The sequence below is a fragment of the Ensifer sp. 22521 genome (genome assembly GCF_052044795.1).
Lineage (GTDB): Bacteria > Pseudomonadota > Alphaproteobacteria > Rhizobiales > Rhizobiaceae > Ensifer.
On record NZ_JBQENM010000006.1, the window covers coordinates 290,632 to 305,756 of the forward strand.

The 15,125-nt window shown below is 62.5% G+C and carries 14 protein-coding genes; 4 read left to right on the forward strand and 10 right to left on the reverse strand.

All coding sequences use genetic code 11. From position 1 onward, the window contains the following. Position 1 precedes the first annotated feature (1 nt). From nadA to ACTJKE_RS11215, 3 genes are all read right to left on the reverse strand, one after another. Positions 2 to 1,081, reverse strand: a complete 1,080-nt coding sequence (gene nadA, locus ACTJKE_RS11205) for a quinolinate synthase NadA (protein ID WP_058329441.1) — start codon at positions 1,079 to 1,081, stop codon at positions 2 to 4. Between the two features lie 171 nt (positions 1,082 to 1,252). Beyond that, positions 1,253 to 2,491: an MFS transporter gene (locus ACTJKE_RS11210; RefSeq protein WP_058329442.1), complete on the reverse strand. Its 1,239-nt coding sequence runs from the start codon at positions 2,489 to 2,491 to the stop codon at positions 1,253 to 1,255. 109 nt (positions 2,492 to 2,600) lie between these two features. Beyond that, positions 2,601 to 3,467 carry a helix-turn-helix domain-containing protein gene (locus ACTJKE_RS11215; protein WP_440635490.1) on the reverse strand — a complete coding sequence of 289 codons (867 nt, stop codon included), beginning with the start codon at positions 3,465 to 3,467 and terminating at the stop codon, positions 2,601 to 2,603. A gap of 127 nt (positions 3,468 to 3,594) precedes the next feature. Here ACTJKE_RS11215 and ACTJKE_RS11220 point away from each other — a divergent pair, with 127 nt between their 5' ends. Then, the gene (locus ACTJKE_RS11220) at positions 3,595 to 4,527 is read left to right on the forward strand and encodes a phytanoyl-CoA dioxygenase family protein (protein WP_058329444.1); all 933 of its coding nucleotides are present in this window, start codon (positions 3,595 to 3,597) and stop codon (positions 4,525 to 4,527) included. A 62-nt stretch (positions 4,528 to 4,589) separates the two neighbouring features. Here ACTJKE_RS11220 and ACTJKE_RS11225 read toward each other — a convergent pair whose 3' ends face one another. The 3 genes from ACTJKE_RS11225 to ACTJKE_RS11235 all read right to left on the reverse strand — a co-directional run bounded on the left by ACTJKE_RS11225 (position 4,590) and on the right by ACTJKE_RS11235 (position 9,004). Then, complete coding sequence (locus ACTJKE_RS11225; protein ID WP_058329445.1) at positions 4,590 to 5,441, reverse strand: MOSC domain-containing protein; 852 nt, start codon at positions 5,439 to 5,441, stop codon at positions 4,590 to 4,592. An 80-nt stretch (positions 5,442 to 5,521) separates the two neighbouring features. Next, a complete protein-coding gene (locus ACTJKE_RS11230) occupies positions 5,522 to 6,178 on the reverse strand; it encodes an HD domain-containing protein (protein WP_057252781.1) in 657 nt (218 codons plus the stop codon). Between the two features lie 6 nt (positions 6,179 to 6,184). After that, complete coding sequence (locus ACTJKE_RS11235; protein WP_058329446.1) at positions 6,185 to 9,004, reverse strand: DUF2339 domain-containing protein; 2,820 nt, start codon at positions 9,002 to 9,004, stop codon at positions 6,185 to 6,187. A 296-nt stretch (positions 9,005 to 9,300) separates the two neighbouring features. On the opposite strand from ACTJKE_RS11235, the gene ACTJKE_RS11240 reads away from it, so the two are divergent. Then, entirely contained in the window at positions 9,301 to 11,313 is a 2,013-nt protein-coding gene (locus tag ACTJKE_RS11240) for a PhoX family protein (protein ID WP_058329447.1), read from the forward strand. 174 nt (positions 11,314 to 11,487) lie between these two features. On the opposite strand, the gene ACTJKE_RS11245 is transcribed toward ACTJKE_RS11240, so the two are convergent. Then, entirely contained in the window at positions 11,488 to 11,997 is a 510-nt protein-coding gene (locus ACTJKE_RS11245) for a PaaI family thioesterase (protein ID WP_058320258.1), read from the reverse strand. Between the two features lie 16 nt (positions 11,998 to 12,013). Next, complete coding sequence (gene recO / locus ACTJKE_RS11250) at positions 12,014 to 12,760, reverse strand: DNA repair protein RecO (RefSeq protein ID WP_058329448.1); 747 nt, start codon at positions 12,758 to 12,760, stop codon at positions 12,014 to 12,016. A 215-nt stretch (positions 12,761 to 12,975) separates the two neighbouring features. On the opposite strand from recO, the gene ACTJKE_RS11255 reads away from it, so the two are divergent. Continuing rightward, the gene (locus ACTJKE_RS11255) at positions 12,976 to 13,719 is read left to right on the forward strand and encodes a L,D-transpeptidase (protein ID WP_058329449.1); all 744 of its coding nucleotides are present in this window, start codon (positions 12,976 to 12,978) and stop codon (positions 13,717 to 13,719) included. Between the two features lie 22 nt (positions 13,720 to 13,741). Here ACTJKE_RS11255 and ACTJKE_RS11260 read toward each other — a convergent pair whose 3' ends face one another. Both ACTJKE_RS11260 and ACTJKE_RS11265 read right to left on the reverse strand, forming a co-directional pair. Further along, positions 13,742 to 14,101 carry a hypothetical protein gene (locus tag ACTJKE_RS11260; RefSeq protein WP_057252792.1) on the reverse strand — a complete coding sequence of 120 codons (360 nt, stop codon included), beginning with the start codon at positions 14,099 to 14,101 and terminating at the stop codon, positions 13,742 to 13,744. Positions 14,102 to 14,213: 112 nt separating this feature from the next. Continuing rightward, on the reverse strand, positions 14,214 to 14,696 hold the full coding sequence (locus ACTJKE_RS11265; protein WP_058329450.1) for an SRPBCC domain-containing protein: 483 nt from the start codon (positions 14,694 to 14,696) through the stop codon (positions 14,214 to 14,216). 50 nt (positions 14,697 to 14,746) lie between these two features. On the opposite strand from ACTJKE_RS11265, the gene ACTJKE_RS11270 reads away from it, so the two are divergent. Continuing rightward, positions 14,747 to 15,079, forward strand: a complete 333-nt coding sequence (locus tag ACTJKE_RS11270) for an ArsR/SmtB family transcription factor (protein WP_058329451.1) — start codon at positions 14,747 to 14,749, stop codon at positions 15,077 to 15,079. Positions 15,080 to 15,125: the final 46 nt, after the last annotated feature.

A 15,125-nucleotide genomic window follows, 5' to 3' on the forward strand; every position in this document is an offset into this window, starting at 1 on the left:
GCTACTGCTTGAGGTTCACCATGCGTTCGACCGCAAGGCGGGCGCGGGCGGCGATCGCCGGATCGACGAGAACCTCCTCCGTCATGTTGAGCAGGCTGTCGAGGATCTTCGGCAGCGTGATGCGCTTCATGTGCGGACAGAGGTTGCAGGGCTTGACGAACTCGACGCCCTCGATCTCGGCCTGGATGTTCGATGCCATCGAGCATTCGGTGACGAGCAGCACCTTCGACGGGCGGTTGTCCTTGACATAGTTGATCATGCCCGACGTCGAACCGGCGAAATCGCAAACGGCGATCACATCCGGGTGGCATTCCGGATGGCCGATGATCTCGATGCCCGGATTGGCTTCCTTGTAAGCGAGCAGCTCGGCAGCGGTGAAGCGCTCATGCACTTCGCAGTGGCCCTTCCAGGTCACGATCTTCTTGTTGGTCTGGCGCGCGACATTCATCGCCAGATATTCGTCGGGGATGCAGAGCACCGTGTCGGATTCCAGGCTCTCGACGACGTCAAGCACGTTGGACGAGGTGCAGCAGATATCGGTCTCGGCCTTCACGTCGGCGGAGGTGTTGACGTAGGTGACGACAGGAACGCCGGGGTAACGCTGCTTCAGAAGGCGCACATCGGCGCCGGTGATCGATTCCGACAAGGAGCAGCCGGCTTTACCGTCCGGGATCAGAACCGTCTTTTCCGGGCTCAACAGCTTCGACGTTTCGGCCATGAAGTGCACGCCGCACTGGATGATGATCTCGGCATCGACTTTGCTGGCGTCACGGGCAAGCTGCAGCGAGTCGCCGACGATATCGGCGACGCAGTGGAAGATGTCGGGCGTCTGATAGTTATGCGCGAGGATGACGGCATTGCGCTCCTTCTTCAGCCGGTTGATGGCGTGCACATAGGGCGCATAGACCGGCCACTCGATCGCCGGGATAAAGTCCTTCACCTTCTCGTAGAGATGTTCCGTCTCGCGTGCGACCGCTGGCGTGAAGGCAAGTTCGGGTCTTTCGATGACACCAAAGCGCTGGGCAGCGCTGACAAGAACCGGGTTCGCCACCGCCTCTTTGCGGGAAACAACGCGCGTCATCGAGATCTCCTCTCCGCCCTCTTCCCGGGCAGCTTTTTCAATTATGCTCAATCTGAGCATAATTGAACCAAAACAAAAGCGGCAAAGCCGCATGGGTTGATTTAGAAAGTTTTGTGACAGAATTCAAGAATGGAGCGCTGTTTTTCGCAGCGCCCCAGTTTGCACATGCGGTCAGGCCATCGCCGGCCGCACCACGCTCTTCTCCTCGATCGGCCAATGGACGATCGCCGCGAAGATACCGAGCACCACTCCGAGCCACCACACCGGATCGTAGGAACCGAAGTGGTCGTAGAGGTAACCGCCCATCCATACACCCAGGAACGAACCCACCTGGTGCGAGAGGAAAACGATGCCGCCGAGCAGACCCAGATGCCGCGTGCCGAACATGATCGCGACCAGCGCGTTGGTCGGCGGCACGGTCGAAAGCCAGAGCAGGCCCATGACGATCGCGAAGATGACGACGGAGACCGGCGTCTGCGGCAGCAGCAGGAAGGCGGTCACCGCCACCGAGCGGGCGATATAGATCAGCGCCAGAAAGTAGGGCTTCGAGTAGTGCTGGGCGATGAAACCCGCAGACAGCGAGCCGATGATGTTGAAGAAGCCGATCAGCGCCAGCGCGATCACCGCATAGCGCGCGTCGATGCCGATATCGCCGATATAGGCCGGAAAATGCGCAGTGATGAAGGCGACCTGATAGCCACAGACGAAGAAACCGGAGACGAGAAGCAAGTAGCTCTTGTGGCCAAGCGCCTCCTTCAGCGCCTCGCCGATCGACTGCTTGTATTGCGCCTCGCTCTGGCGACCGGAGGAGGCATTGCCACGCAGTGGAATCGCGAAGAACGGCACCAGCAGCATGAGGACGCCGAGATAGACGAGGCTGTCCGACCAGCCATAGGCGGAGATCAGCCCCTGGCTCAACGGCGCGAACAGGAACATACCGGCAGAGCCCGCCGCCGTGCAGATGCCGAAGGCGAGCGACCGCTGATGCGGCGTGACGTTGCGGGCAAAGGCCGACAGGAGAATGCCGAAGGAGCCGGAGCCGACCGCCATGCCGACGAGCACGCCGCCACCGATATGCAGCCAGATCGGCGCATTGGCAAAGGCCATGATGATGAGGCCCGCAGCATAGAGAAGGCCAGACATGGCAAGCACCCGCCAAGTGCCGAACCGGTCGGCGATCGCGCCGAAGAACGGCTGGCTCAAGCCCCAGCAGAGGTTTTGCAAGGCCATGGCGAGGCCGAAAGTCGTCCGATCCCAGCCGGTATCGGCGAGCATCGGCAACTGGAAGAAGCCCATCGCCGAGCGTGGGCCGAAGGTGAGCATCGCAACGATCGAGCCGGCCGCAATGATCAGCCAGGGCATCTCCTGACGAGCATGGGACGGTGCGGATGCTCCGGACACAGCGGACATGAAATATCTCCGATTGATGGAGCGGCATCCTAGGCGGCGGCTAAAACAGATAAAAGCCAATTATATTGACGCCGCGATCACCGAAATTGATGCCGCCAAGACTCCTCTTTCAAGCGGCGCTGCGGAACCGGTTGCGAAACTCCCTGGGCGTCATGGCCTTCGCCGCCTTGAACTGCCGATTGAAGTTGGCGATCGAGCGATAGCCCACTGCTTCGGCGATATGGGCGATCGATCGTCCAGAGCCGCTGAGCAGCGCGCAGGCTTCGCCAATCCTCAACCGCATCAGATACTCCGAGACCGGCATGTTGAGGTGGCGCAGGAACAGGCGATGCAAACCGGAAAGGCTGAGGGCGGCAAGGTCAGCGAGTTCCTCCATCGATGGGTTCTCGGCGTAGTGCAGATGGATATGGTCGAGCACACGGTCGAGGCGTCCACGATCGACCGATCGGCCCGATGGCGTGACGACACGGCTCGACAGCGGTGCCACCTGTTGCTCGCGCGCCAGGATCGTCAGCAGCGACAGGACATCCGGCAGCCGTTCCTCCGGCGCCAGCCGGCGCAACCCTTCGAATAGCGGACGCACGCGGGCGGCAACTTCCGGAGTGAACTGCAAGCCTGGGGCGGATCGCTCGAACATCGCCTTGACGCCGGTGAGCTCGACGAAGCCCTCTTCCAGACGCTCCACCCATTCCGGATGAAACCAGAGCACCAGCGCCACGTGCGGTTCGGCATCGTCAATCTTGCCGGAGGAATGCCAGGTGTGCGGCAGGTTGGAACCGACGAGCACGAGATCGCCGTCGTCATAGGCGCCGATATGGTCGCCGATGAAGCGCTGGCCGCGCGAGTTGAGCGTCAGCGTCAGTTCGAACTCCGGATGATGGTGCCATTGGAACGGAATGGCGACGTCGAGGCGGCGGTCGAGCAGGATCGACGAAGCATTGGTCGCCCGCGGTATTTTCTGCAAAACAGCCTTCATGTTGCATGCCTTCGGCTCACGATGCCAGAATAGTATCAATCTTGGCATGCTTCGTGCAACATGGCCTCGACCGGAAGGCTAGGCTTTCTCCATCGACCAATCGAACATTCAAGGCGAGGAGACATTCATGCAGGCGCTCAGAGACAGCCACCCCACGGCTGCCAACCTCGAGGTACAACTGAAGGACATCAAGAAGCGGCTGCCGCTGCGCGTGCTTTCGGAAACGGACTGGCAGCATTGGGTCAGCAAGGGCTACGTCATCGTGAGACAGGCGGTGCCGCCGGCCAATGTCGAGCGCCTCGTCGATCTGCTCTGGCGCTTCGACGAGAAGGATCCGAGCGATCCTTCGACCTGGTATGCGCCGCAGCGGCGCGAGCACAAGATGAAGGAACTCAACAACACCGGCATGCTGGAGATCTACAATCACCAGTATCTCTGGGACAACCGGCAGGAGCCGCGCATCTACGGCGCCTTCGTCGACATCTGGGATCGAGAGGATCTGTGGGTGACGATCGACCGCGCCAACCTCAATCCGCCGAAGAAGGTGAAGGGCAATCCTGACGGATTCATCCATTGGGATGTCGACACCTCGGTCCGGCCGCTGCCGATCGGCGTTCAGGGCGTGCTGAGCCTGAAGAAGCAGGATGGCGACGTCGGCGGCTTCCAATGCGTGCCGGCACTCTTCGAAAATTTCGAAAGCTGGGAGAGGACCCAGCCGGCCGACCGCGACCCGATGCACCCCGACATGACAGGCCTCTCGACCGTCAACATCGAGATGGCGGCGGGTGACCTGATGATTTTCAACAGCCTGCTCGCCCATGGTGTGCGCCCCAACCACTCCGACGACCGTGTGCGGATGGCGCAATATATCTCGATGCATCCGGCCGAATGGGACAATGTCGCCGAGCGCGAGGAGCGGGTGCGGCTGTGGCGGGAACTCGACCACCCCAAGCGTGACGCCTTTCCCGGCGACCCGCGCCAATGGGAAAAGCACAATGCCTCCCCCGCCAGCCTCTCGGATCTCGGCGCCAAGCTTCTCGGCATCACGCCCTGGACGTGATACCGCCCGGAGCAATTCCGAGAAGAATGTGAAACGACTTTCCGTCCGGAGTTGCGTCCGACTTAAGCCGAAGCACGCACCTTCATCGGCCAGCGTTCACCGCGCCGGCTGGTGACCTTGACCTCATCGCCAAGCTTCAGGGTGCCTTCGCTGCGCGGCACCGCGTTCCAGCCGAAGAGCACGCCGGGCACGCGCCGATCAGACGACATACGTTTCTCGGCCAGCCCCTGGATCGGATTGCCGCCGATGCGCTCGCCGGTGATCTGATCCTGCGTCGTCATGATGCAGCGGGCGCAGGGCTTGACGAGATCGAACCGGATGCCGCCGATTTCGACGCTTTCCCAGAAGTCCTCATCCCAGGCGTCGTCGCAATCGACGAGGATGTTGGTGCGGAAGCGGTCCATGCCGACGGGTTCCTGGCCCTTTTCGGCGAGGCTCCGGTTGAGATCGGCGAGCGAGCCGGTCGTCGTGATCAGGATCGGGAACCCATCGGCAAAGCCGACAGGCGCTGCGGTGCCGGCCCAATCGGCACCGACCAAGCGCTCGGCCGAGGCGTCCATGTGGGCAAGCTTGACCGGGCGGCCGAACCATGCCGACAGCGTCTCATCCGCCGCATCGTCGGAAACGGCGGCATCGACTTCGCTGCCCCAGACCTGGACGTTCAGTCGGCGATCCGGATCAAAGCGTACCGAAGTTTCCCTGTCGCCCATCCTAAGATGCACGCCGCCATCGATGTGGCTGGCTTCGACCTTCGCCAGCGCCTGCAATTCGCGCTGGGTGATGAAGCGTCCGTCGGGCTCGATCAGCATGAAGCGCCGGTCGCCCTCGACGCCATCGAGATTGATGGTGACCGTCTCACGGGCGATGGCGCGGCCGCTTTTCAGCGGATGAATGTTGAGGCCGGTCACCTTCATGGACAATTCCTTCATGTTCAAAAATAGATTCAAGCGCCTGACGATCCGATTCACGGGATAGCGGCAATATCTTGAAAGAATTAGATTTCATCGAGCATCATGGCAAGCACGTCGCGCAGGCGCTCCTCGCGCTCCGCCGCCAATCGGCGGCCAGCTTCGGTCTTGAAGCCATCGGCCAACCGGAACAGCTTGGTCTCGAAATGATCGATGGCGAACGCCTTGTCATCGAGTTCCCTTGCCTCCGCCAGCGGATCGAGCGGGTCATAGAGACCGCTGCCCATGCGCCCGGCGATATAGAAGCAGCGGGCGGCGCCGACCATACCGATCGCATCCAGCCGGTCGGCATCCTGAAGAATCCTCGCCTCCAGCGTCTCCGGTGCAATGTTGGCGGAGAAGCTGTGGGTCAGGATGGCGTGCGCCACGGCGCCGGTCTCTCCCGTACCCCAGCCGAGTTCCTGCAGAATGCCGGTCGCCTTCTCCGCCGCCAGACGTGATGCCTGGGTGCGCAAGGGCGAGTTCTTCTCGACCGAGACGCAATCATGGAGCAGGACGGCGGCGGCGAGCGAACGCGTATCGCCGCCCTCCTCCGCGTGGATGCGCGCAGCATTCTTCCAGACGCGGATCAGATGCGCGGCATCATGCGAGCCGTCATCGGCGGCAAAGGCATGCGGCAGCAGCACCGCGGCGAGATCCTCATGCGGCGCGAAGGCTGCCGCCAGTTTCGAAATATGTGTCATGACGTCCTATTGCTGTTCGGCAGGATCTGTCGGCGCCGTCGATGCGACGCCGACACCGGACAGGATCTTCTGATAGAAGAGCCCTATCCCGATCAATACCCCGCCAAGGCCGATGAAGGACAGGGCCCGCAGGAAACCTTCGAGGTTGGACATGTCGATCAGGAACACCTTCAGGACAGCGACGAAGACGAGAACGGCCGAAGCGATGCGAATGCTCTTGGCATGGAAACGCGAACCGAGCACGAGCAGCAACACGCCCAGCAGCAGCCAGACAACCGAATAGGTGTAGGTCTCCCCCTGCAGGAAACCCTTCCAATCCGCGATGTTTTCCCCCTGCCATGCACGGCGGACCGTGAGGCTCGCCCAGGCGAAGGCCAGCACAGCGCCGCTGACCGCAAGCGCCATGACATAGGGCAACGGCCGCTTGTCACGCGCATACCAGGCCAGCCCCGCATAGCCGAGCCCCGGTAGCAGATAGCCGATCAGCAGGAGATCGAAGAACGGGATATGACCGAGAAGCTCGCCGCTGAAGTAAGGGTTGAGGCCGAGGAGATGCGCCGAAAGCACCGACAACATCGAAAGTACGCCGAGGCCCATGCCGCCATAGCGGAAGACCGGGCTCGGCGACTTCATGTCGAGGCTCATGAAGATCGCCGAGGCGCCGATCGCCAGCAGCGTGTAGATCGACTGCTCGCCGAGCGTCGGCACAGCGCTGTCGAGCACGCCGCCGTTCATCGCGTGACGCACGAGGATCGCGAGCGTCAAGAGCACGAAGAGACTGGCGAGCGCCTGCAGGAGGTTGCGTACCCGTGTGTTCGACCAGGATCTCAGGAAATAGGCGGAGCCGGCGAGGAGCGCGGCGGGAATGCCGTAGCCCGGCAGGAGCGCGTTGAAGACAGGCGTGGTGCCGAGATTGCCAGCACCGACGATCGTCGGCTCCCAGGCGATGCGCCCGAGAACGACCACAGCCGCAGCACCGGTCATCCAGGGCAGGATCGGCCAGGTGCGGATGCGTGTCGCGAGCGCATAGGCTGTTCCGAGCACGGCAATCGCAAGTGTGGTGACGAGCCCATCGGTCCAGGCATGAAGGGCAAGGACAAAGAACGCGAACGAACCGGCGACCAGTAATCCAGCCGTGATATCGCGCGCCTCCGCCTCGCCGCCGCGGCGGTAAAGCCAGTCCACTAACGCGAGCAGCGCGGCTCCGGCGAAGAGCGAGAACAGGCCGTGCGGCAGATCGAAGGCATAGTTGCCGGTCATCAGGAACGACATCGCCGTCAGGGCGATCGGGACAACCGCGGCGATGCCGGCCCAAAGGGTCGAATAATGCGGATGGGTGACGAGGCGGCGCGATAGCACGAAGCCGCCGAGCAACACGAACAGCGCCGCAAGCAGCATTGCCGTGATCATGGCGGTGCGGCCAGGCAGCACGATCGTCGGCAGAGCGTCGGCAAGCGAGGGATCGAGATAGGCGAGCACGCCACTCAGCGCCGTCAGGCTCCAGACGCCGGCGACTGCGCCGACGGCGGAAAGTACGGCGGGATAGACCGCCGTCGCTCGCCAGGCTCCCAAGGCAGCGAGGACAGCAATGACAACGGCAAACTCCGTCACCGGATACGTCGCCGCGGAAACCGCCGGGCTGATCAGAAGGAGCGCAAGCACCGTGGCGGCGATGGCCGCGGAAATGGAGATTGCCGCATGCGGCGGGATAAACAGCCTTTCCCATGGTCCGGCAATGGCACCGCGTCGCTGCGCACCCTCAGGGACTTCGGGCGCGGGTGCAGCTTCCGTAGCACCTGGCCAGACGAGGCCGATGCCGACGATCATCACCAACAGCGCAAAGGCGACCGGCAGCGGTTCGAATGGCGAGGCCGCAGTGATATAGGCAAGCCCCCAAAGCCCGATGCCGACGTTGGCAAGGGTCGGCACTACCGTCCAAGTCCGCAGCCGCGACGCGAGCAAAGTCGCAAGCCAGACTACCGAGAGGAAACCGAAGAGGACCCAGGGGCGCGGTTCGTCGCTCGAGACGAGTGCCGGGGTTGCGAGCGAGGCAAGCAGGCCGAGGCCGGCGAGCGCCTGCCCATGCAGCAGCGACAGACCAACGGTCGCCAGCGAGATCGCGGCCAGCAGAACGAATGCCGCGCCCGTGCCGATATAGCCGTAGATGCCATAGGCGGCATAGGCGACACCGAACAGGGTGACGGCGCCGGCCGCCGTCAGGATGCCGGGGATCATCGCATTTTGGAACTCATTGGCGATGACAGGCACCGCGCGCCTGCGAATGACCTCCCCTGCTGCCATCAGCAAGAGACCGAACAGGGCGGCAAGCGTCAGGCGAACCGCCGGGCTCAGGAGGCCGGCATCAATCGAATACTTGACCATGAAGACGCCGCCGAGCGCGAGCGCAATGCCACCGACCCAGACCGCCCAACGCGCGCCGAGGCGGCTTTCCAGGCTTTCGGTCTGACGGGCCGCAGCCGGAACCGGCTGTGGCGTTTCGGTGCTGGCGGCAATGGTCTCGCCACCCTCGATGTCTTCCGCCGCGTTCTCCGCGTCGCCGAAGATCCGGGCACCCTCGCGCGCGCCGGCGGTCAAGCCGATCGCAGCCTCCTCGACCGTGTCCGGTTCCACCGGCAATTCGGGCGCGGCGGCGAGGTCTTCGGTCGTCGCTTCGGCCTGAACGCCTTCGCCCGACGAGGTCTTCAGCCTCGCGACCTCCGCCTTCAGCGCGGCGATTTCGGCCCCCAGCCGCTCGGCCGTCTTGCGACCGCCGGCAAAGGCGGAAAGAGCGAGGATAAAGGCAAGAAAAGCAAAGAGTTCGAACATGTATTCCCCTGACGGTCGCACCGGCGTGCTCGGCGCAACCATACAAACTTTTGTACGCTCGCCAAATCTCTACAGCGCCGCGCGTCTTATCAGACGCACAAAGGTCGCTGTAGCACTCAGCATTGCGGCATGTTTCCTTAAATCGGTGACGATTCAAGGAAACATGCAATAGACGGCCGAGCACTGTAATCTCTTCACGGAATTGTCGCAGAACTGTCACCGAGCAACTGATACAGGCGGATGAACACCGCTGTCTCGGCGCGGTGGTTTCCATCGTTCAACCAGGAGACCCGATCATGGACAAGCATCTCGGCCAGACGGAAGAGACCGAATTCAAGACGCTGACGGAACGCAGGGAAGAGCTGGAAGACATTGGCCACAACTGTTCCACCAACCCGACGATGGGCGACATCATCCATCGCCGTTTCTCGCGCCGCTCGTTCATCGGCGGCTCGCTCGCCGTTGCCGCGATTTCGACGACGGTCAGCCCACTGGCTCTCCTGACTGCAGAAGAAGCACGCGCCGAGGAAGGTTCGCGCTTCGACTTCACCGAGATCGAAGCCGGCGTCGACGAGAAGCACCATGTCGCCGAAGGTTATGATGCCGACATCCTGCTGCGCTGGGGCGACAAGATCTTCGCGGATAGCCCGGAGTTCGACCCGAAGAACCAGACGGCCGCCGCCCAGGAAAAGCTGTTCGGCTACAACAACGACTATGTCGGCTTCATTCCGCTTGAGGGCAGCGCCGACCATGGCCTCCTGGTCGTCAACCACGAATATACCAATGCCGAGCTGATGTTCCCGGCCTTCGCCAGCGTCGTGAAGGAAAAGGTGACGAAGGACGGCAAGGAAGTCGAGGAAGAGAAGGTCGTTCTCGGTGAGTACACCAAGAAACTGGTCGACATCGAAATGGCCGCCCATGGCGGCACGATCATCGAGATCCGCAAGGTCGACGGCAAGTGGCAGCCGGTTCTCGACGGCAAGAACAATCGCCGCATCACGGTCAACACCGAGATGCAGATCACCGGGCCGGCCGCCGGTCATGACCGCCTGAAGACGCCGTCCGACCCGACGGGAAAGAAGGTGTTCGGCACGATCAACAATTGCGCCGGCGGGGTCACCGCCTGGGGCACCTACATGATGGCCGAAGAAAACTTCAACGGCTATTTCGGCGGCGAGCTCGCCGAAGACCACCCGGAGTACAAGCAGCTCAAGCGCCTGGGCGCACCGGGCGGCCAGTACGAATGGGCCTCCTTCTACGACCGTTTCGACGTCTCCAAGGAACCGAACGAAGCCAATCGCTTCGGCTGGATCGTCGAGGTCGACGCGCTGGATCCGACCTCGGTACCGAAGAAGCGCACCGCACTCGGCCGCTACAAGCACGAAGGCTGTGAATCGATTGTCAACAAGGACGGGCGCGTCGTGCTCTATTCCGGCGACGACGAACGTTACGACTACGTCTACAAGTTCGTGACCAAGGGCACCTTCAACCCTGATGATCGCGCCGCCAACATGGACCTCTTCGACGAAGGCACGCTCTATGTCGCCAAGTTCGACGAGGACGGCACCGTCACCTGGATGCCGCTTACCCACGGCGAAGGCCCGCTGACCGAAGCCAACGGCTTCGCCTCGCAGGCGGACGTGCTGATCAACACCCGCTTCGCCGCCGACGCGCTCGGTGCCACCAAGATGGATCGCCCGGAGGACGTTCAGCCGAACCCTAGGACGGGCAAGGTCTACGTGATGCTGACCAACAACACCAAGCGCAAGGCAGAAGAAGTCGACGCCGCCAACCCGCGCGCCAAGAACGCTTTTGGCCACATCGTCGAGATCACCGAAACCGACGGCGACTTCGCGTCGCTCAAGAGCCGCTGGGACGTGCTGCTGAAGTGCGGCGATCCTGCTGTTGCCGAGGTCGGCGCTTCGTTCTCGACGGCGACCACCAAGAACGGCTGGTTTGGCATGCCCGACAACTGCGCCATCGACACCGACGGCCGCCTCTGGGTTTCGACCGACGGCAACAACCAGAAGGAAACCGGCCGGACCGACGGCATCTGGGCGATCGACACGGACGGCAGTGCCCGCGGCACGTCGAAGCTCTTCTTCCGCGTGCCGGTTGGCGCGGAAATGTGCGGCCCGTGCTTCAACCCGACGTCGGACACCTTCTTCCTGGCCGTCCAGCATCCGGGCGACGCCGGTCTTGCCACCTACGAGACGCCGGCGACCCGCTGGCCTGATTTCAAGGACGATATGCCGGTGCGCCCGGCCGTCGTTGCGGTGACCAAGCAGGGCGGCGGCCGTATCGGCTGACAAGAGCTGCGATCGCAAAGAAGAACGCCGCGCACTGTCGCGCGGCGTTTGTTTCTGGAGTTGTTTTCACGCCGCAATTCCGGACGGAAACCGCTTCGCACTTTTCCTGGAATTGTATTTGAAGCGACGCAATTCCGGACGGAAAACCGCTTCGCACTTTTCCTGAAATTGCTTTTAACGCCGCAGATTGTCGATCGGGAAGATCGCGCAGGTTTCGGTGCCGTGGGCCAGCAGCTTGCCGTTTCCATCGCGAAGCCAGGCTTCCGAAGTCGCAATCGTTCGGCCGCGATGCACGATGCGCCCCTCGCAGAAAACCTCGCCCATGCCCGGCAGCAACGGCCGGACGAGGTTGACCTTGAATTCGACAGTCGTATAGGCCTCGCCGGGTTTCACCGTGGTGAAAACCGCGCAGCCGAGCGCCGAGTCCATGATCGTCGCCGTCCATCCGCCATGCACCGTGCCGAGCGGATTGAGATGTTCCTCGGTCGGAAATCCCTTGAAGACCACCCGGCCGTCTTCGACTTCGCTCAGTCCGAACTTCAGTGTCTTCGACATCGGCGGCGCCGGCAGCTCGCCGCTCAGCAAGTCCTGCATCGCCTTGAGACCGCCGTCGCGGGCGACGCGGTCGAGCGACAGCACGCCGATACCGGATACGGACATGCCGGGATAAAGTTCTTGATACATTGATAACTCCTGGGGATCAGGCGACTGAGGATTGCGCTTTCAGCGCTTTGAGTGCCGCATGGACGAAGCCGTCGCGCGCGGAAGAAACGTCGAGGCCGCGCGGCTCATAGACATGGCGGTGGAGGAAGAAGGCGGTCAGGCGGAAAGCGGCGGCAAGGCTGTCGTGATCGGCAGCTCGGCGCGCTTCGGCGGAAAGGAAATCCGGCAGCGCCAGCATGCGGTCCGCATAACGCTCCCCGGCCGAGCGGCAAACCGCCCTGCCCGATTTCGGCGACACATAGACAAGCTCGGTGCGGGCGCCGGTTGCCACACATTCCGTCAGATCGAGCCCGAAGCCGAGATCGTTGAGAACCGCGAGCTCGAAGCGCACGAACAATTCTCCGGCATCGGCCGGATCGGCGAGATGATCGACGATGACGGTGAGCGCCTCGTAGAGATGCGGATGCGGGTCACGCTCAGGCAGCAGCCGCAGGAGTGCTCCGAGCGCCTGAATGCCATAGACCGAGGTTGCCGTTTCCATCAGCCGCGCGGCCCGCAGCTCCACCGGCTCGATGCGGAATTCGCCCATATGCTCGTCAAGCCGCGCGCGCCAGGTGACTTCCACCGAATTGCCCGGCTGCAACACCGGCTGCATGATGCGCGAGCGGCCCGAGCGCACCATGCCGAGATGCCGGCCGTGGGTGGCGCTCATGACCTCCACGATGGCAGAGCTTTCGCCGTGCCGTCGTATGCCGAGAATAATGGCCTGATCGCTCCATTGCATGGATATGGCATACACCCGCGGTCGAAAGCGGATCAAGCGAAGTTGCGATAGCCAGCGTGACACGGCCGATTGTCGCCTTTCGGCCACACTCACTGGTTGCCTCATTTGCGACATGCTGTCGCCGCCCCGACGCCGTCTTTGACATTAGAACGGAAGAGCGGCAAAAGCCGTGCCTCCCGCCCAAAATGACAATCAGCAGGATAATAAATTTCATTATGTGTGTGTCCCGGAACAGCGCCGGTCGCCTGGCGCAGCTCTTCGCCCTTCTTCTCGCCACCTCGACGCTCGCCAGTTGCGTCACCACGTCGGGGCCGGCCAAACCGAAGGGACCGGATCCATACTATGTGGCGATGTACGGGCCGCTGCCCAACGAAAAGTTCCCGCTGGATGCGATCGACATCAGCAAGGTCGACAAGCGTTATCTCCGCCAGCAGGTCGCCTACCAGACGCACGAGCCGCCGGGCACGATCGTGATCGATACCCAGAACCGCTTCCTCTACCTCGTCCAGGATGGCGGCATGGCGATGCGCTACGGCATCGGCGTCGGCAAGGCCGGCCTGGAATTCGAGGGTGAGGCCCGCATTGCGCGCAAAGCCGAATGGCCGCGCTGGACGCCGACACAAAGCATGGTCGAACGTGAGCCGGAGCGCTACGGCCCGCTTGCCGGCGGCATGGAGCCGGGCGTGCGCAACCCGCTCGGGCCGCGCGCGCTCTATCTCTTCCAGGGCAGCCGCGACACGCTGTTCCGCATCCACGGCACGACCGAGGCCTGGTCGGTCGGCAAAGCCGTCTCGAGCGGCTGCATCCGTCTCTTCAACCCAGATATCATCGATCTCTACAGCCGTGTGCCGCTCGATTCGCGCGTCGTCGTGCTGCAGGCGGAACCGCCGATGACCGAGCCGGCTGCGGGCGTGCCAATGGCATCGGTCGCCAATGGCGGCCTTCCCCCGGCCTATTGACGTTACCCGGGCTGCCGGCCGCCTACCAGGCGTCCGGTGTCCGCACCATGTGCACGATATTGGCCGGGTTCATGATCCAGCCGCCGCGAAATCCTTCCCCGAGATCTTCCACCGCATCACAGCGCACAACGCCCCTGGCAGCGAGATGATCAAGCGCGCCCACATGGTCATCGGTAAAGAGTTCGAGCCAGACCTCGGCCTGGCTGTAGTTCGGCGCCTCGTCGATCCAGAGTTGGTTGGGCCCAAGCTTGAAGCCGATGGCCGGCAGCTTTTCTTCGATGGGTTCGAGGCCGACCGTGTCGCGATAGAAGGCGACGACTGCCTCGTATTGATGCGAGGGAACCTTCACCGCGATATTGATGCCGCCTGTAATTTTCGTCATGACGCAATCTCCTATTGCCGCCCGGCGCCTGCCGACGCGGCTCATTGTTTGTGTTTCGATTGCCGATAATTTCGCGCCCGCATTCGGAGCGGGATGCCGGGCGCCGGCTGGCTCAGGCTTGCGGCTCGAGTGCCGGCTTGCCTGAGAGTTCGCTGAGGTAATAGCCCTGGCGCAGGTTGATGCCGTATTCGAGCCAGGCCTTCATGCAGGCAAGCATCTGCGACCAGCCTTCGCAGTTGACATAAGACCCCTTCTGCCCCTGCTCGTTCTCGCGCCATCCCTTTTCGGCGATCGTCACCATAGTGGCGCCGTCATCCAGCGACTGGAAACGCATCTCCACGCGGGTCTGGTAGGGCTCCTCGCCCTTGGCGACCATGGCGTCCCAGCGAAAAACGATCCTCTCGTTCTGCTCAACCGCCTCGACCTGGACCGGCACTTCCCCCCACCATTTGACCGTAGCGCCGGTGACCAACGGCCCGCTGATGCCGCCAAGGGTGACGAAATAGCGACTGAGCTGATCCGGATTGACGACGGCATCGAAGACCTGGGCGACCGGGCGATCGATCCGTCCATTCACACGGAATTCGAAGGGCATCTGATGTTCCTCCTATTGAGCTCAAACAGAATATGTTATAAAAACATAACATGTCAACCGTATCGAAAGACGACATCGTTTTCAAAGCTTTGGCCAACGGCCTGCGCCGCCAGATGCTCGACGCCATGAAACACGCGCCGCAGACGACGGGCATGCTCTGCGAACAATTCGACAATCTCGATCGCTGCACCGTCATGCAGCATCTGAAGGTGCTGGAAGAGGCCGAACTCGTGCTCGTTCGCCGCGAGGGCCGCGAGCGCTGGAACCACCTGAACGCTTTGCCGATCCAAGCCATTCACGACCGCTGGATCAGCCAATATGCGGGGCACGCGATGTCGGTCCTCTCCGCCCTGCAGCAGGGGCTGGACCAACCGTCGGAGTGATGGTTTCGACTTTCCATTGCCCGGCTTTCTTCGTAAGAACGCCCTG

What these genes read in the sequence shown, in the direction of transcription:
- ACTJKE_RS11270 (WP_058329451.1), top strand. Translation starts at nt 14,747, where the DNA reads ATGTCAACCGTATCGAAAGACGACATCGTTTTCAAAGCTTTGGCCAAC.
- ACTJKE_RS11230 (WP_057252781.1), bottom strand. Translation starts at nt 6,178, where the DNA reads ATGACACATATTTCGAAACTGGCGGCAGCCTTCGCGCCGCATGAGGAT.
- ACTJKE_RS11225 (WP_058329445.1), bottom strand. Translation starts at nt 5,441, where the DNA reads ATGAAGGTGACCGGCCTCAACATTCATCCGCTGAAAAGCGGCCGCGCC.
- ACTJKE_RS11260 (WP_057252792.1), bottom strand. Translation starts at nt 14,101, where the DNA reads ATGACGAAAATTACAGGCGGCATCAATATCGCGGTGAAGGTTCCCTCG.
- ACTJKE_RS11245 (WP_058320258.1), bottom strand. Translation starts at nt 11,997, where the DNA reads ATGTATCAAGAACTTTATCCCGGCATGTCCGTATCCGGTATCGGCGTG.
- ACTJKE_RS11215 (WP_440635490.1), bottom strand. Translation starts at nt 3,467, where the DNA reads ATGAAGGCTGTTTTGCAGAAAATACCGCGGGCGACCAATGCTTCGTCG.
- ACTJKE_RS11240 (WP_058329447.1), top strand. Translation starts at nt 9,301, where the DNA reads ATGGACAAGCATCTCGGCCAGACGGAAGAGACCGAATTCAAGACGCTG.
- nadA (WP_058329441.1), bottom strand. Translation starts at nt 1,081, where the DNA reads ATGACGCGCGTTGTTTCCCGCAAAGAGGCGGTGGCGAACCCGGTTCTT.
- ACTJKE_RS11210 (WP_058329442.1), bottom strand. Translation starts at nt 2,491, where the DNA reads ATGTCCGCTGTGTCCGGAGCATCCGCACCGTCCCATGCTCGTCAGGAG.
- ACTJKE_RS11220 (WP_058329444.1), top strand. Translation starts at nt 3,595, where the DNA reads ATGCAGGCGCTCAGAGACAGCCACCCCACGGCTGCCAACCTCGAGGTA.
- ACTJKE_RS11255 (WP_058329449.1), top strand. Translation starts at nt 12,976, where the DNA reads ATGTGTGTGTCCCGGAACAGCGCCGGTCGCCTGGCGCAGCTCTTCGCC.
- ACTJKE_RS11235 (WP_058329446.1), bottom strand. Translation starts at nt 9,004, where the DNA reads ATGTTCGAACTCTTTGCTTTTCTTGCCTTTATCCTCGCTCTTTCCGCC.
- recO (WP_058329448.1), bottom strand. Translation starts at nt 12,760, where the DNA reads ATGCAATGGAGCGATCAGGCCATTATTCTCGGCATACGACGGCACGGC.
- ACTJKE_RS11265 (WP_058329450.1), bottom strand. Translation starts at nt 14,696, where the DNA reads ATGCCCTTCGAATTCCGTGTGAATGGACGGATCGATCGCCCGGTCGCC.